Annotated in this window: 11 protein-coding genes; 7 read left to right on the forward strand and 4 right to left on the reverse strand. The window is 46.5% G+C overall.

Going from position 1 to position 14,491, the window contains the following annotated elements:
• Positions 1 to 176: 176 nt before the first annotated feature.
• Together AC1S8V_RS29655 and AC1S8V_RS29660 are read right to left on the reverse strand one after the other, a co-directional pair.
• On the reverse strand, positions 177 to 1,094 hold the full coding sequence (locus AC1S8V_RS29655; RefSeq protein ID WP_482071852.1) for an aldo/keto reductase: 918 nt from the start codon (positions 1,092 to 1,094) through the stop codon (positions 177 to 179).
• Between the two features lie 147 nt (positions 1,095 to 1,241).
• Positions 1,242 to 2,132, reverse strand: coding sequence for a diacylglycerol/lipid kinase family protein (locus AC1S8V_RS29660; protein WP_482074618.1), 891 nt, complete (start codon positions 2,130 to 2,132; stop codon positions 1,242 to 1,244).
• Between the two features lie 415 nt (positions 2,133 to 2,547).
• Between AC1S8V_RS29660 and AC1S8V_RS29665 the strand changes: the two genes are divergently transcribed.
• On the forward strand, positions 2,548 to 4,065 hold the full coding sequence (locus AC1S8V_RS29665) for a leucine-rich repeat domain-containing protein (protein ID WP_482071853.1): 1,518 nt from the start codon (positions 2,548 to 2,550) through the stop codon (positions 4,063 to 4,065).
• 302 nt (positions 4,066 to 4,367) lie between these two features.
• Entirely contained in the window at positions 4,368 to 5,708 is a 1,341-nt protein-coding gene (locus AC1S8V_RS29670) for a glycoside hydrolase family 30 protein (protein WP_482071854.1), read from the forward strand.
• A 91-nt stretch (positions 5,709 to 5,799) separates the two neighbouring features.
• Here the strand turns inward: AC1S8V_RS29670 and AC1S8V_RS29675 are convergent, their stop codons facing one another.
• A complete protein-coding gene (locus AC1S8V_RS29675; protein WP_133386336.1) occupies positions 5,800 to 6,762 on the reverse strand; it encodes an endo-1,4-beta-xylanase in 963 nt (320 codons plus the stop codon).
• A 261-nt stretch (positions 6,763 to 7,023) separates the two neighbouring features.
• Between AC1S8V_RS29675 and AC1S8V_RS29680 the strand changes: the two genes are divergently transcribed.
• A complete protein-coding gene (locus AC1S8V_RS29680; protein ID WP_482071855.1) occupies positions 7,024 to 9,312 on the forward strand; it encodes a 5'-nucleotidase C-terminal domain-containing protein in 2,289 nt (762 codons plus the stop codon).
• Between the two features lie 134 nt (positions 9,313 to 9,446).
• On the opposite strand, the gene AC1S8V_RS29685 is transcribed toward AC1S8V_RS29680, so the two are convergent.
• On the reverse strand, positions 9,447 to 10,385 hold the full coding sequence (locus tag AC1S8V_RS29685; RefSeq protein ID WP_482071856.1) for a macrolide 2'-phosphotransferase: 939 nt from the start codon (positions 10,383 to 10,385) through the stop codon (positions 9,447 to 9,449).
• 430 nt (positions 10,386 to 10,815) lie between these two features.
• On the opposite strand from AC1S8V_RS29685, the gene AC1S8V_RS29690 reads away from it, so the two are divergent.
• The 4 genes from AC1S8V_RS29690 to AC1S8V_RS29705 all read left to right on the forward strand — a co-directional run bounded on the left by AC1S8V_RS29690 (position 10,816) and on the right by AC1S8V_RS29705 (position 14,465).
• The gene (locus AC1S8V_RS29690; RefSeq protein ID WP_482071857.1) at positions 10,816 to 11,172 is read left to right on the forward strand and encodes a hypothetical protein; all 357 of its coding nucleotides are present in this window, start codon (positions 10,816 to 10,818) and stop codon (positions 11,170 to 11,172) included.
• A 67-nt stretch (positions 11,173 to 11,239) separates the two neighbouring features.
• The gene (locus AC1S8V_RS29695; protein ID WP_482071858.1) at positions 11,240 to 11,851 is read left to right on the forward strand and encodes a TetR/AcrR family transcriptional regulator; all 612 of its coding nucleotides are present in this window, start codon (positions 11,240 to 11,242) and stop codon (positions 11,849 to 11,851) included.
• A 99-nt stretch (positions 11,852 to 11,950) separates the two neighbouring features.
• Entirely contained in the window at positions 11,951 to 12,904 is a 954-nt protein-coding gene (locus tag AC1S8V_RS29700; protein ID WP_482071859.1) for an SDR family NAD(P)-dependent oxidoreductase, read from the forward strand.
• A 112-nt stretch (positions 12,905 to 13,016) separates the two neighbouring features.
• Positions 13,017 to 14,465: a DEAD/DEAH box helicase gene (locus tag AC1S8V_RS29705; RefSeq protein ID WP_482071860.1), complete on the forward strand. Its 1,449-nt coding sequence runs from the start codon at positions 13,017 to 13,019 to the stop codon at positions 14,463 to 14,465.
• Positions 14,466 to 14,491: the final 26 nt, after the last annotated feature.

Below are 14,491 nucleotides of genomic sequence, written 5' to 3' on the forward strand. Positions count from 1 at the left end.
AACTAATTTGTAATAAAACCATTTTAATCCTTTAATTAAAGCAAATATCTCTACCCTTATTTTATATTGGAAATGCGCCCGGCATCAAACCTGAAAACAGACAAAAAAACACGAGCCATCGACGGGCTCGTGTTTTTAACTGACTCAGCAGTCAGTATGCTCACTATAACTTGAATTTAAGGCAGTATATTGCCTGCCGCACGGTAAATTTCATACCACTCTGGACGCGTAAGATGAACATCTCCTGCTTTTACACAATCTTGCAGACGTTCAATATTCATCGTGCCTGTCACAGGCTGCATATGCGCAGGGTGACGAAGCAACCATGCGATTGCAATCGTTGTATTGCTCACGTCATACTTCGCAGCAATCTCGTCGATCTTCGCATTCAATTCCGGGAACTTGTCGCTACCCAGGAATACGCCTTCGAAGAATCCGTACTGGAACGGGGACCACGGCTGAATGGTGATATCATGCAGACGACAATAGTCCAAGATACTGCCGTCACGGTTAACCGCAGCATCGTTCTCCATGTTTACATTGATCCCACTGTCAATCATCGTGGTATTGGTAATACTCATCTGCAACTGGTTGGCTACCAGTGGCTGCTTCACGTATTTTTTCAACAATTCGATCTGGTTCGGATTCTGGTTGGATACCCCAAAGTGACGCACTTTGCCTTCTCGCTCCAGTTGATCAAAGGCTTCCGCCACTTCCTCCGGCTCGACCAGTGCATCCGGACGGTGCAGCAGCAGAACGTCAAGATAGTCCGTTTTCAGACGTTGCAGGATACCATCCACCGAATTCAGGATGTGCTCTTTGGAGAAATCAAACATGCCTTTGCGGATACCGCATTTGGACTGAAGAATCATATTTTCACGAACTTGGGGATTCATCTGTACCGCTTCGGCAAAGATCTCCTCACATGTTCCTGTACCGTAAATGTCAGCATGGTCAAAGAAATTCGCGCCAACCTCCATCGCAGAACGAACAAAATGTTCGGCTTCCTTGCCATCTAATGAATTAATCCGCATGCAGCCTACGGCGACTACAGGTACTTCAAATGTGCTGTTGCCCAATTTCATGGTTCTCAAGATGTTTTCCCTCCATATTCGAATATTATCGTGTATCTTACTTTTGATTGTGACACACATCTGCAATCGGTTTCAATAGATTTATCCTACATTCATATGGAGAAATGCTAGGTTCTCGGTTCCAGCCTGTGATCACACAGGATTGAATTATATATCTTCCGGTACAATGACCTCAACATGCCGAGGAAGTACAGTGATATGAATCGGCAGGGCAGGCCCTTCCTCTCCATCCACATTCGTGCGAATGGCTTCGGCTGAGCGAACATGAACTTCTTTTGTCGTAAAATAGTCCACATCCTTATGGTCTTTCAGACTACCAAACAACAGGGAAGTGCCCAAAGTCAGGCTGTTGAACACACTGATGTTACGAACAACAAAGCAATGTATCAGACCATCGTCCACCTCAGCATCCGGGGATAACTTCTGGAATCCTCCAACCGAATTGGTAAGTGCCGCCAGAAAAAGAGGAGCTTCTCCCTCCCAGATCTGGCCGTCATATTCAATGGTTAGATGATTGGCTGGTGTATTCACCAAGTCTTTCAAGCCTTCTTTCAGATATGCGAATGAACCCAGCTTCGACTTCTCTTCTGAGGATACGGAGAACAGGGCCTCCGCCAAAGAACCTGCAGCCACAACGTTGGCAAACAGGCGATCATTGATTTTCCCCAGATCCACGATATGGGTCTGATCCGAACGTAACTGCCTAATGGCTTCTTCCGGGTCAAGCGAGATATTCAGCGCACGTGCAAAATCATTCACCGTTCCCAGCGGTATGACGCCAAGTCGGGGACGATGATCCTGATTGATCATACCGTTAATCGTCTCATGCAGCGTACCATCGCCTCCAATGGAGATGACCAGATCACAGCCGTCTTTGCAGGCGCTCAGGCAGTAGTTGGTGGCATCACCTTCCCCGGCTGTCTCATTAACCACCACCTCATACTGCTGTGACTCCAGAATTTCTCTGACTTGGGACACATACTGTTCGGCCTCTTCCTTACCTGACGATGGATTACTAATGATCATGGCTTGGCGCATACTCACATCTTCCCCTCCAAATTGGCATCTTTACTTCATCTTTACCCGTTTCAAGGGTGGGTTGAATAGGGTCTGCGGGAGATGTTCCATTTTTTTTGATAGAAGAGTGCAGAACAGGGTTTGTTTCATATAGAATAGAAAGTATAAGGATACCCGTTACGAATATTTTTTGTTCCTTTTTCCCGTTGACGGGTTAATAACTATAGATGTGCTTTTAGCCGAACCTGCACATGTTAAACGGATTGATTTACACTGAACACTCCGTGGGCAGAACAACCTTCCGATCACTGTTATCGCGCTATTTCTGCCCCCTCCGTTATCGTGTAAATATTGTACTTATCATATATATCATATAACTCAATCTGTTCGGATTATTTTATTATTCTAAGAATCGGAATCGGAGGGAATGCATGCAATGAAAAGAATGACGCTATTATTTCTAGTATTCATCCTGAGTCTGGGTACATCGGGGCAAGCCATGGCTTACACGACTACAGACTTGGGCGAAGGAATCATTGAAGATCCCCTACTTGAGGACGGACTGAGGTTAATCCTGAACAAACCTCTGGATGTTCCACTGACTTCATCTGATCTGGAGCAGCTTGAGGTGGTGGATCTGAGCAATGCAGGTATTCACAGCCTGTCCGGGCTGGAGTATGCTACCAACCTGACTCACCTCCGATTATATGGAAATGAGATTGAGGATCTGACACCGCTGGAGCACCTGACCAAGCTTCGGGAGATCGATGTTCGCAACAATTACATTACATCCATACACGCACTAGCCGAATTGAAAGAATTGGGACGACTGTATATCAGCAACAACTCCATTTCTTCCATAGAGGTTGTACGTGGATTCACCCGATTACATACATTCCACGCCAGTGGTAACCAGATTGCCAGTCTTACAGCACTTTCGGATGCGGATGAACTGAATTGGCTTGAGATCTCGAACAATACGATTAGGGATCTAACGCCACTCGTCGATAAAACCCAGCTCCAACAACTCAATGTGGCGAACAACCAGATTCAGACGCTGGACGTATTAGCTGAACTGCCAAATACGCTGTGGAATCTGAATGTGTCAGGCAATCTAATCGTGGATCTGACACCACTGGAACATATGACACAGCTGCGAACACTCGATATCTCCGGTAACCAGGTACAGCACCTCAAGGGGCTTGAGGAACTGACTGGGCTGACGGAGCTGAATGCAGAATCTAACCAGATCTATGATCTGGAACCCCTACGGCGGCTTTCCAGTCTAGACGTATTGAAATTATCCAACAACCGGGTGTGGGATCTGACACCCATTGCAGGTTTTACGTTTACCCGTGATCAGTCAGCGACAAATGCCGTACAGGATATCTCGGCGTCCACCTCGTTATTCTCCGGTATTCAGACGTCTACCTCAGAGGTTGAGCCTGCTGGACTCACAGTACAGAACAATTATCTGGATGTCGTGAGTGGCAGTCATACGATGCAGCTTCTGAATCAGATGAATGTGCGGGAACAGAAACGAACGCCGCAGGGAAGTTTCCAGCGTCTGATTGAAGGGTCTACTACCGCCTATGTGGGTGATCGTGCTTATGCGCTGGACTCTGCACCATTTATTGATGAAGGGCGGACCTATGTGCCTCTGCGTTTTGTTTCGGAGCAGTTAAACGCCAGTGTGAACTGGAACAGCGGCACGCGGGAAGCCGTGATCACACAGAATGATAAGACCATCCGTTGGAGCGTGGGTAACAAACAAGTTGTCGTGAATGATGCGCTCGCGATCAATGATGCTCCTCTTTTGATGAAAAATGGCAAAGCATTTGTACCGGTACGCTTCATCTCGGAGCAATTCAATACGACGGTTGCGTATATCGGAAGCAGCAAAACGATTTTGATCTTCGAAAATAAACAACTTGGTGAGCGTGCGCAGCCTTGAAGTAGTGTCTCACGTTCATTTACAGCCATAAGAGAACACAGCGAAACTCCCCGTCTGAACAATCAGCGGGGATTTTTGTTGTGTTACGACAGTTGTGTTATGACATTGGATAATGGTATATGGATAGCTTTAACCACAAGCAAATACAGCATACTATCTGTCTGTGCGGACAGGAACTCTTGATACTCTATCTTGGATTAGGGCAAATTTTACACGGTTTAGCATATCTTCTTTTGCAGCGGGAGTTGTTATACTGAACGTAATTCATATGACAGCTAAGGTTCAAACGAGGAGGAATTCACATGACATTCACGTTTAGCGGCTATTCCACAACCCAAGACAGCCCCTGGAAAGAGTTATCTTTTGTACCGACAAATGAAAACGCTAACTTAAAGCTTACTGGTGAGCAGCACCAGCTTGTGGAAGGGTTTGGTGGCTGTTTCAACGAGCTTGGCTATATTGCCCTATCGCACTTGAATGAGGAGCAGCGCCATGAAGTTTTCCACTCCCTTTTCCATCCGGATGGTGAGCACAAGTTTAACATCTGTCGCCTGCCGATTGGCGCAAGTGATTATGCAGAGCAATGGTATAGCCACAACGAGGTGGACGGCGACGTGGCCATGGAACATTTTTCGATCAAACGTGATTTCAAATATCTGATTCCTTATATCAAGGAAGCCCTGAATTACAACCCGAATCTGCAATTCTTCGCCTCCCCATGGAGTCCCCCAACATGGATGAAATCGCCGAAAGCCTATAACTATGGCACACTGCGCTGGGAGAAGGACATTCTGGATGCGTATGCTCTTTATTTTGTGAAATTCGTACAGGCTTACCGTGACGCAGGCATTACCATCCATCAGGTGCATGTGCAGAACGAAGTGATTGCAGATCAGAAATTCCCTTCTTGCATGTGGACAGGCGAGCAGCTTCGTGAGTTTATCGCCGATTATCTGGGCCCGGCTTTTGACAAACATGGTCTGGATACGGAAATCTGGCTGGGAACGATCAACGCTCCTGATCCATGGGAAGAATTAATCAAGAAAAAAACAAATGACTTCGATGAGTACGCCGGGCTTGTCCTGAGTGATCCGAAGGCCTATTCCTATATCAAAGGTGTTGGGTATCAATGGGCAGGCAAAAATGCCATTCAACGTACCGCTGCAAGTTATCCGGAGCTTCGATATATGCAAACCGAGAACGAATGCGGGGATGGCAACAACTCATGGAACTACGCCAAATATGTATATAACCTCTACCAGCACTACTTCAGCAACGGAGTGAACGCGTACATCTACTGGAACATGGTTCTGGAACCCAAAGGCCGCAGCACATGGGGCTGGGAGCAGAACTCCATGATTACGATAGACCCAGACACTACGGAGGTTACTCGGAACCCCGAGTATTACGTGATGAAACACTTCGCGCATCATGTTGTTCCTGGTGCTCGAAGAGTCGGCCTGTCTGGTGCCTGGAGCGGTAAATCCGTCGCTTTCCGCAACCCGGATAACAGTCTCGTCATTGTCATTAATAATCCATTCCAAGACCGTCGGGATCTGCATCTGACCTTCGAGGAAGGGCAGACTCTTCACATTGAGCTGGAGGGCGATTCCTTCAACAGCATGGTTATTATAAAGGTCTAGTTGTCGGGACGCTTACACATTAAACAACCCTTGTCCCGCCGTGGTATGCGGAACAGGGGTTGTTTAAGCACAAACTCGTCAAAATGCGAGCTTAAGGATTGTTCGCCAAATAATTTCTCAGCCATTGCATAGCTGGACGTTCTGTACCGTTGCTATTGACCAAGTGGGAGCCAGCCTGCCAGGTTTGATTCTGGTTGTAACCCCACAGCGTCACACCTTTAACAGCAGAGTGTTTCCACAGCACAGGGAATTTTTGCTGATAACGTTGCAATTGTGTATTGTCGTCACCTGTCATATCCAGCTCGGATACATAGATTGGCAACCCTGTCGCTGCAAGCTTGTTCAATACCGTGTTCATCGTGCTCACAGAAACGTTGTCCATATTGAAGTAATGCGCCTGGATTCCAATACCATCAACTAGACCTCTGTTTTTCAAAAGGTTGATAATCTGGATATATTGGTCCGCTTTAGCAGGATCACCGATAATACCATATTCATTAATTAACAATTTGGAGTTAGGGAAGGCTTGTCTCGCTTGTTGGAATGACCAGATAACCCAATCCCAACCCGTTGCCCCATCTCCACCAATGGCATTGCGATAGGATGGTTTCGCATGCAGAGGTTCATTCACTACATCAACGAAGGCAGACTTCGAATACCGCTGTCCTGCGGCTTTAATCCATTGTGTCACTTCAGCCTTCTGATCTGCGGCTGAGAGACTGTTAATCCAATTTGGCTGTTGATTTCCCCATACGAGCGTATGAAATTTGAACGGAAATCCGTTGTTGTTAGCATAGTTGTAGGCCATGTCCGCCTGGCCCCAGTTCATCACGTTGCGTGTGCCTTCAACAGCATCCCACTTGGTAGAGTTCTCCGGAGTTACCTGATTCCAATACGGGCTAAAATTCGAAGGAACCTGGTTGGCAATAATATTGCCCAGAAATTTGCTACCTTTCGCCAAACCAGCACTCACACTACCAACCGCAACAGAAGCAGCGAGAATCCCTACCAATGCCAGTGAGCCGACTGTTTTAAACCACTTAGACTTAATCAATGATTTTCCTCCTTAGTGTTCAATTTTTGTTAAGCGCTTACAAACATCATTTTACTGGATAATTTTGGTTTTTAACACCTGTCAAATTATAGTATTTTATTGTAAAAGAATAGGATTAAGTGTTTTTTCTGAAGCTATTTATAGATTCACTCTCTTAAATCCAACATAACTCTTACATTGGAGTTTACATTCACCACATGTTTATCTAGTATGAAATGATACATATCTTTACACACACTAGACAACAAGGGAGATTACAACATGCGCAAAATTTCAACGAAACGTTTCGCCGGATGGCCTTTATCTTTCCTCTTATGTGCCTCCATTTTGTTTGCCCCTTTTGCTTCCACTCCGGTTCAGGCTGCTGAGACAGACAAGGAGACCAAGATTACGTTGCTGGGTACATCGGATATACATGGTCGATTTATGCCGTGGGACTATGCTCTGGACGGTCCAAATCCAACTGGTAGCATGACACAGCTCTACACCATTGTGAAAAAAGTCCGTGCTGAGAATCCCAATACGATCCTGCTGGATGCAGGCGACATGATTCAGGATAACTCGGCTGAGTTGTTCAATGATCAACCTCAATCTCCCATGATGGTTGCAATGAACGAGATGAAATATGACGCATGGGTTATGGGTAACCATGAGTTTAATTTTGGACTGGACGTACTGGAGAAGATCTCTTCCCAATTCAATGGACAGCCTCTCGTGGGTAACATTTTCAAAGAAAACGGCGACCGCTACATGCCTGCCTATACGATTATCGAGAAAGACGGAATCAAAGTGGGTGTCATCGGAATGAACACACCTATGATTACCGAATTCGAGAAAGGGACGAATCACCTGGACGGCATCATCGTCAAAGATCCTGTGGAAGAGACCAAAAAGGCCATTGCTGAGCTGAAAGGCAAAGTCGATGTCATGGTTGGACTCATGCATATGGGATTGGATAACGAGAACGGAAATCCGGGCACCGGAGTCACAGATATCGCCAACGCCAACCCGGAGCTCGCTGCCATTTTTGCCGGACACATGCACACCCTGATTGAATCCGAGACAGTTAACGGCGTATTGATCTCCGAACCGAATAAATATGGCTCACATATCTCGCGAATTGATCTGACATTTGAAAAAGATGGCGACAAAGTTGTGCTGAAAAGCAAGGAAGCTCAAGCTCTCGCTGTAAAAGCAGCCGACGGAACATATGAAGTCTCCGATCCTGCGCTGGAAGAGACATTGCACCCGTTCCACGAGTTCGCTCGTGCCGATGCCAATATTGAAGTGGCTGAACTGAAAGGAACGAACCTGGTCCCTGCTGATGAGATTAAGGGTATCCCTGCGGTGCAGATTCAGGAAACACCTTTGTCTGACTTTTTCACAGAAGTGATGTTGCATTACAGCGATGCCGATGTAGTTGCTCACCAGATTGATAACGACAAGGCCAAGCTGGATGTAGGCCCGATCAAGAAGAAGGATATTGCGTTCAACTACCAATATACGTTCGGTGAAGTGACTGTGTATGAAGTGACCGGACGTGATCTGTTGGATTATATGGAGTGGTCTGCGGGGTACTTTAACTCCACACGCCCGGGTGATGTGACCATTAGTTTCGATCCGAAACGACGTGCTTCCAAATACAGCACCGATGATTTCTTCGGTGGCGTAACCTATGAGATTGACCTTACTAAGCCATATGGCAGTCGGATTACGAATCTCAAGTACAGTAACGGTACGGCAGTAAAAGAAGACGATACGTTGAAACTTGGCATGAACGCCTATCGAATGGAAGCCCTGATTGCGAAAGGCGGCGCAATGGAAGGCCGTAAGTTCAAGCAGCTCTGGTCCTCCAAGGATGCCTCGGCATTTGGCGAGATTCAAGGTACGATTCGCAACCTGTCCATCGCTTATTTGCAAGATGTCATGAGAGGTGTCTATGAACCTAAGGTTCAACACAACTGGAAAATCACTGGCGTAGACCTGACTGCACCGGAGCGTGCAGATGTGGTGGAGTTAATTAACGATGGCATCATGTCTGTGCCGACAACGGAAGATGGCAAGTACACCAACATTGCCTCCATTAACATTTTGGATGCGGTGACCCAAGAAGAGATGGATACTCTATCTGCCAAAGCAGGTGTGAATACAGCCCAATTCTCTGGCGTGAAAACCAAGGGAGCGTTCTATCAACAACTGAACAAAGCTCGCAAAGCAGCAGGTAATGGCGAGGAAGAAAGCACACCTGAGAAGCCTACAACACCAACAGTACCAAAACCAACACCGACTCCAGGCACGTCGAAACCCGGCAAACCATCAACACCAAACACAGGTAAACCGGGGACCGTCAACAAAGGTAAACAAGCCAAGGTTACTGCAGCTTACCTGAACGTACGCGCTGGCGCTTCATCCAAAGCCAAGGTCGTAGCTGCTGTACCGAAAGGCACCGTACTTGAGGTGATCAGCACAGACAAGTATGGATGGGTAAAAGTGAAGCTGGATGGACGTGTAGCATTTGTATACGGGAAATATGTGAGTGTTTTGAAATAGCATAGCCGCTACGCACCACGCTTAACGAAGAAGAAAAAGGGCGATTCTCCCATGGAACTCATGGTCGGGATCGCCCTTTGCTATGTTAACGAACATCTATAAGAACATCATTAAGATTCATATACCTTTAATACTCAACCTCTCTTTACATCCCAGTTCGCAAGCATGCCTCTCGCCATCTCCATGTCCGACTCCTTGCCCGTAATTAGTGCAAACTTGGCAACAATTGCAGGATAGGCTGCCCACTGCTCCCGAATATGCTCCAGCATCTGGGGCCATGTTCTTCCCCCTGCCTGCTCATAACGTCTCAAAAGCTCCCGCAGCCCATCCTCCTGAAAGAGTGCATAGTAGATGACAAAGTCCTTACCTGGATCTGCAATCTCCGCTTCCGTCCAATCAATAAGTCCAGTTACTCGCTGGGCATCATCGACAATAATATGCGGCGGATGCAGATCACCATGGATGAACGTTGAGTGCTGCGGCCAATAGCTACTTATAGAAAGCCATACCGTCCAGCGTTCAACTAACTCGGTTGGCACCGTAAAATTCTGCTTAACCTCCTCTATATTGGCTGCAAATTCTTTGCGAGCTTCCATAGGTGTCTTGATCCGCACTCCACCTTTCTTCGCCTTGTCGGGATCGATGTTATGCAGCGTGGCGAGAGTCGTAGCCAGTGAATCCAGGAATGTATCAGATAAGCTCTCCTGAGGGAATCGCCATACATACCCTCCCCCTGCGGGATCCACAACTGCGATCGGATCACCATCAAGTAAAGGATAAGCTATCAACTCTGGCGTGAAGATCCTCCAATCCGGTACTTGTGTGGGTATATTTCCTCGGACCACATCCAGCACCTTGCGCTCATTCTCGGCTCGCTCCCATACGTCTTCGCGTCGCGGCTGACGCAGAACCCATCTGCGGCCTTCTTCATCCGTGGCAAATACCACACGAAAATCCATACCCGACTCGTTGATCTCCAAGGATTCCTCAACGATAAGAAGTCCGTTCTGTTTTGCTAAAGATAATAGTTCCTTTTGAATTGCCAAATTTTCATTCAAGTTTGGTTTTGTCATATCAAGTAGTCCCCTTTTCCTCGATAAAATAAAAAAACACAGACATGTTCGCCTGTGCAGCTCATTTCGGATGTTGGCATACCTGAATGCTCACAAAAAAATAGTAGTACATCAAAGAACCACTTTAAAAAGTGATTCTTTCACGACTAGCAGCATACGTGTAAATAGGCAAACCGATCCCGATGAACTGCACACAGGCAGAAAACAGCAAGCGTAAACAAACGTCCTCGCCATACTATCTCAATCGGGAAAAATTTTGCACACGTATCCCTCCGTTCAGTAAGTTACCCATATGCTAACATATTCCAAATCCCAGTACCAGACTGAATGGACTGATTTCCGTTTTTTTATGGATGCACAGGAACTTCGCTGCCTCAGGTAACGTCCTTAGTTATAGATGTATTAAAAAGGATGAGAGGTGAGCATCCCCATGTCCATTGTACGAAGGTTATCCTTATTACCAATCATCACGCTCCTGTTAACGCTTGGATGCGCAGAGGAATCCGTGGAACAAGGAAAAGAGAAGCCACATGTGCGAGGAATTATTACGGATTTTGAGGAAAAAAGAGGTCAGGTACTCATCGACAATAAAAAAGATGGCGGTGTTGAATCAGGACCGATTTGGATCTCGCTCAGCAAGGACGCTGAACTCATCATCGAAGGAGAGACTGGCACCGTCTCTTTAGATGAGACACTGGTTGGTCGAAGTGCAGAAGTGTGGATCGGTGGATTTATTGCTCAATCTTACCCTCCCCAGACCAAGGCCGTGAAGATGGTCATTCATTAACACAAGATTGAACACATGATATGTTATAATAACGAAATAATCTTATAAGGAACAGGGAAGGATTCGCATGGAAGCTAAACAACCCCCAGATCAGGAGAATCCCATTTCTCGTGGTCGACCAAGGAGTACAGAAGTTCACAAACGCATACTGGATGCCACGTTAACCTTACTTGGCGAAGTAGGTGTGGAGAAACTGAGTATAGAGTCTGTCGCACAGCTCGCAGGCGTAGGCAAAAGCTCAATCTATAGGCGTTGGAGCAGCAAGGAAGCGCTGGTCGTGGATGCACTGGAACGTCTCAAGCCAGAGTTCAGCACAGCTGTACAAGGCGAACTACATGAAGTGTTGTACGAGTTGGCCCAAAGTTTTGCCCATCAGATGAACAATCCGCTTGGGAAGCAGATGCTCTCTTTGCTGATTTCTACCCTATCTGGCAGTTCACAGATTTCAGAGTCGTATTGGGAAAACCATTCACTGCCGAAAACCAAGGAAATCTCCAGTCTGCTTGAACGTTATATCCCGAAGGAAAAACTCCGTCAAGGTACAGATCTGGATCTGGTGTCTGATTTTATAATCGGTTTTATTATGTATCAGCTATTGCTCAAACCGACTTCATTCGATCTGGATAACGAACTGAAACGCGGTATTGATATGATTTTAAACGGAATACACTCCAAATAATTTAGGTCTCGCTATGATTAGCAGGACCTTTTTTATTGACAATTAACGATACGATACAGTATCGTATATAATATAAAATCATTCAAGGGAGTGTAATCCATGAGTAAACCAAATAAAACAGTGATTATTACAGGCGGTAATACCGGTCTTGGATACGAAAGTGCCAAAGTGATTGCTTCATCTCAGAAGTGGCATGTCGTTATTGCTTCTCGCAGCCTAAGTAGAGGAAACGCTGCAGTGGATACATTGATCCAATCTACGGGTAACCCCAATATCTCGGCTATGGAGCTAGATTTGGCTTCAACGACATCCATAAGGAAACTTGCAGCGCTATATATCCAAGCCGATCTTCCACCTCTCTATGCCATCGTTTGCAATGCCGGGTCCCAATTTGTGCAAAATACACAATCCACTACGGATGGTGTCGAGGCAACCTTTGGTGTGAACCATCTGGGGCATTTCCTCCTCGTCCGCTTGCTGCTTGAGTCGCTTCAGGAACAGGGGCGAATCATCGTTGTATCCAGTGACACGCACGATCCAGGAGCCAAAACCGGTATGCCCGCTCCTCGCTATGCTCATCCCAATATCATGTCTGATCCTGCCCAGTCTGATCAATTTCTCGCCCACCTCTCTCCTTCTGCCCGGGGACAACTACGTTATACAACATCGAAGTTATGCAATTTGTATTTCACCTATGAACTCACCCGCCAAATCCAACAATCTGGCAGATCTGTTGCAGTCGCTGCATTTAATCCTGGGATGATGCCTGGCAAAGGTTCCGCTCTCGCCAGAGAGTATCGTCCGCTCCTTCGTTTCATGTGGAATTATGTAATGCCTCTGATGCGTTTCTTTAATGCTGGCATACGCACCACCAGACAATCAGGAACTGACCTTGCAAGCCTCGTATTACATCAACCTATAAGCGAATTGAAGGGAACATACTGGGATGGACCGAAGAAAATCCCTTCTTCCGAGGAATCCTACAGCCCTGAACGTGCCGTAGAATTATGGGACTGGAGTTCAGAAAGACTTGGTTTGCATAATATGATTTAAACATCATTGTGAATTCCTCCGTTAGGTTGCCCGCATATAGAGTATAATAAAAAGGTATACGATAAATGTACGGTGCAATACTTGTACAAAACTAACGCAAAAGAGGTAAACGATGAGCAAGCAACAATTTAAAGATTATGGACTTGGTGAAGAGATCGTAAGAGCGCTGGACAGCCTGGGCTATGAGACACCAACCGAGGTTCAGACCAAAGTTATTCCGGTAGCATTGGAGAACCAGGATCTTGTGGTCAAATCACAGACAGGTAGTGGTAAAACAGCTGCCTACGGCATTCCGCTCTGCGAGCTGGTGGATTGGAATGAGAATAAGCCACAGGCTTTGATTCTTACACCGACCCGGGAACTGGCTTTGCAGGTTAACGAAGATATTACGAATATCGGCCGCTTTAAGCGTATTAAAGCAACCGCACTATACGGACAGTCCCCTTTTCATATCCAAAAAGCGGAGTTAAAACAAAGAACTCATGTGGCTGTTGGTACGCCGGGTCGGGTACTGGATCATATCGAACGCGGCACGCTGCCACTCGAACGGATCGCTTATCTCGTTATTGACGAGGCCGATGAGATGCTGAATATGGGCTTTATTGAGACAGTACAGTCCATCATTCAGAAACTGCCGCAGGAGCGAGTAACGATGTTGTTCTCCGCAACGTTCCCTGAAGATGTCGCCAAGCTGTCACGTAAATACATGAACAAACCGGTGGAGATTGAGATCAAGGCAAGCGGATTGACAACAGCCACCATTGAACATGCTGTAATTCACGTGCCAGAGGTGAACAAAACCGCGTTGCTTCAGGACTTGTTCATTGTAGAGAATCCAGACAGTTGTATCGTGTTCTGCCGTACCCAAGAGAATGTAGATAAGCTATTCCGGGTCATGGCTGACCTTGACTACCCAGCAGATCGTATCCATGGTGGTATGGAGCAAGATGAGCGGATTGAAGTGATGAACGCATTCAGACGGGGACAATTCCGTTATCTGATCGCGACGGATGTAGCCGCACGTGGTATTGATATCACGAATATTACACATGTCATCAACTACGATATTCCTTTGGAAAAAGAGGGATATGTTCACCGTACAGGCCGTACGGGGCGCGCAGGCAAAACAGGTAAAGCCATTACGTTGATCACACCGAAAGATGGCAGACGTCTGGATGAGATTGAATCCTATATCGGATTCGAAATCCCTGTCGTGAAAGCCCCTTCCGAGGAAGCTGTGGATCGCCGCAGAGAAGATTTCGAGAAGCGATTGAAGATCGTGCCTGAACGTAAAAAGGACAAGCGTGAACAGTTAAACCAGCAGATCATGAAGCTAAACTTCAACGGAGGCAAGAAGAAGAAACTTCGTGCTGTAGACTTTGTCGGTACCATCGCCAAGCTTGAAGGGGTGACTGCAGACGATATCGGGATCATTACGATTCTGGATAATGTAACGGATGTGGAGATCCTGAACGGCAAAGGCCCACTCGTGCTGGAGCTCATGCAGAACACAACGATCAAAAAGATGCAGCTCAAGGTTCGCAAAGGAAAAAATTCGTAAGCACAGTCAAATATAGATCTGATCTA

Source organism: Paenibacillus sp. B46(2026) (assembly GCF_056786355.1).

What these genes read in the sequence shown, in the direction of transcription:
- AC1S8V_RS29660 (WP_482074618.1), bottom strand. Translation starts at nt 2,132, where the DNA reads ATGCGCCAAGCCATGATCATTAGTAATCCATCGTCAGGTAAGGAAGAG.
- AC1S8V_RS29690 (WP_482071857.1), top strand. Translation starts at nt 10,816, where the DNA reads ATGTCCATTGTACGAAGGTTATCCTTATTACCAATCATCACGCTCCTG.
- AC1S8V_RS29700 (WP_482071859.1), top strand. Translation starts at nt 11,951, where the DNA reads ATGAGTAAACCAAATAAAACAGTGATTATTACAGGCGGTAATACCGGT.
- AC1S8V_RS29680 (WP_482071855.1), top strand. Translation starts at nt 7,024, where the DNA reads ATGCGCAAAATTTCAACGAAACGTTTCGCCGGATGGCCTTTATCTTTC.
- AC1S8V_RS29705 (WP_482071860.1), top strand. Translation starts at nt 13,017, where the DNA reads ATGAGCAAGCAACAATTTAAAGATTATGGACTTGGTGAAGAGATCGTA.
- AC1S8V_RS29695 (WP_482071858.1), top strand. Translation starts at nt 11,240, where the DNA reads ATGGAAGCTAAACAACCCCCAGATCAGGAGAATCCCATTTCTCGTGGT.
- AC1S8V_RS29685 (WP_482071856.1), bottom strand. Translation starts at nt 10,385, where the DNA reads ATGACAAAACCAAACTTGAATGAAAATTTGGCAATTCAAAAGGAACTA.
- AC1S8V_RS29670 (WP_482071854.1), top strand. Translation starts at nt 4,368, where the DNA reads ATGACATTCACGTTTAGCGGCTATTCCACAACCCAAGACAGCCCCTGG.
- AC1S8V_RS29665 (WP_482071853.1), top strand. Translation starts at nt 2,548, where the DNA reads ATGAAAAGAATGACGCTATTATTTCTAGTATTCATCCTGAGTCTGGGT.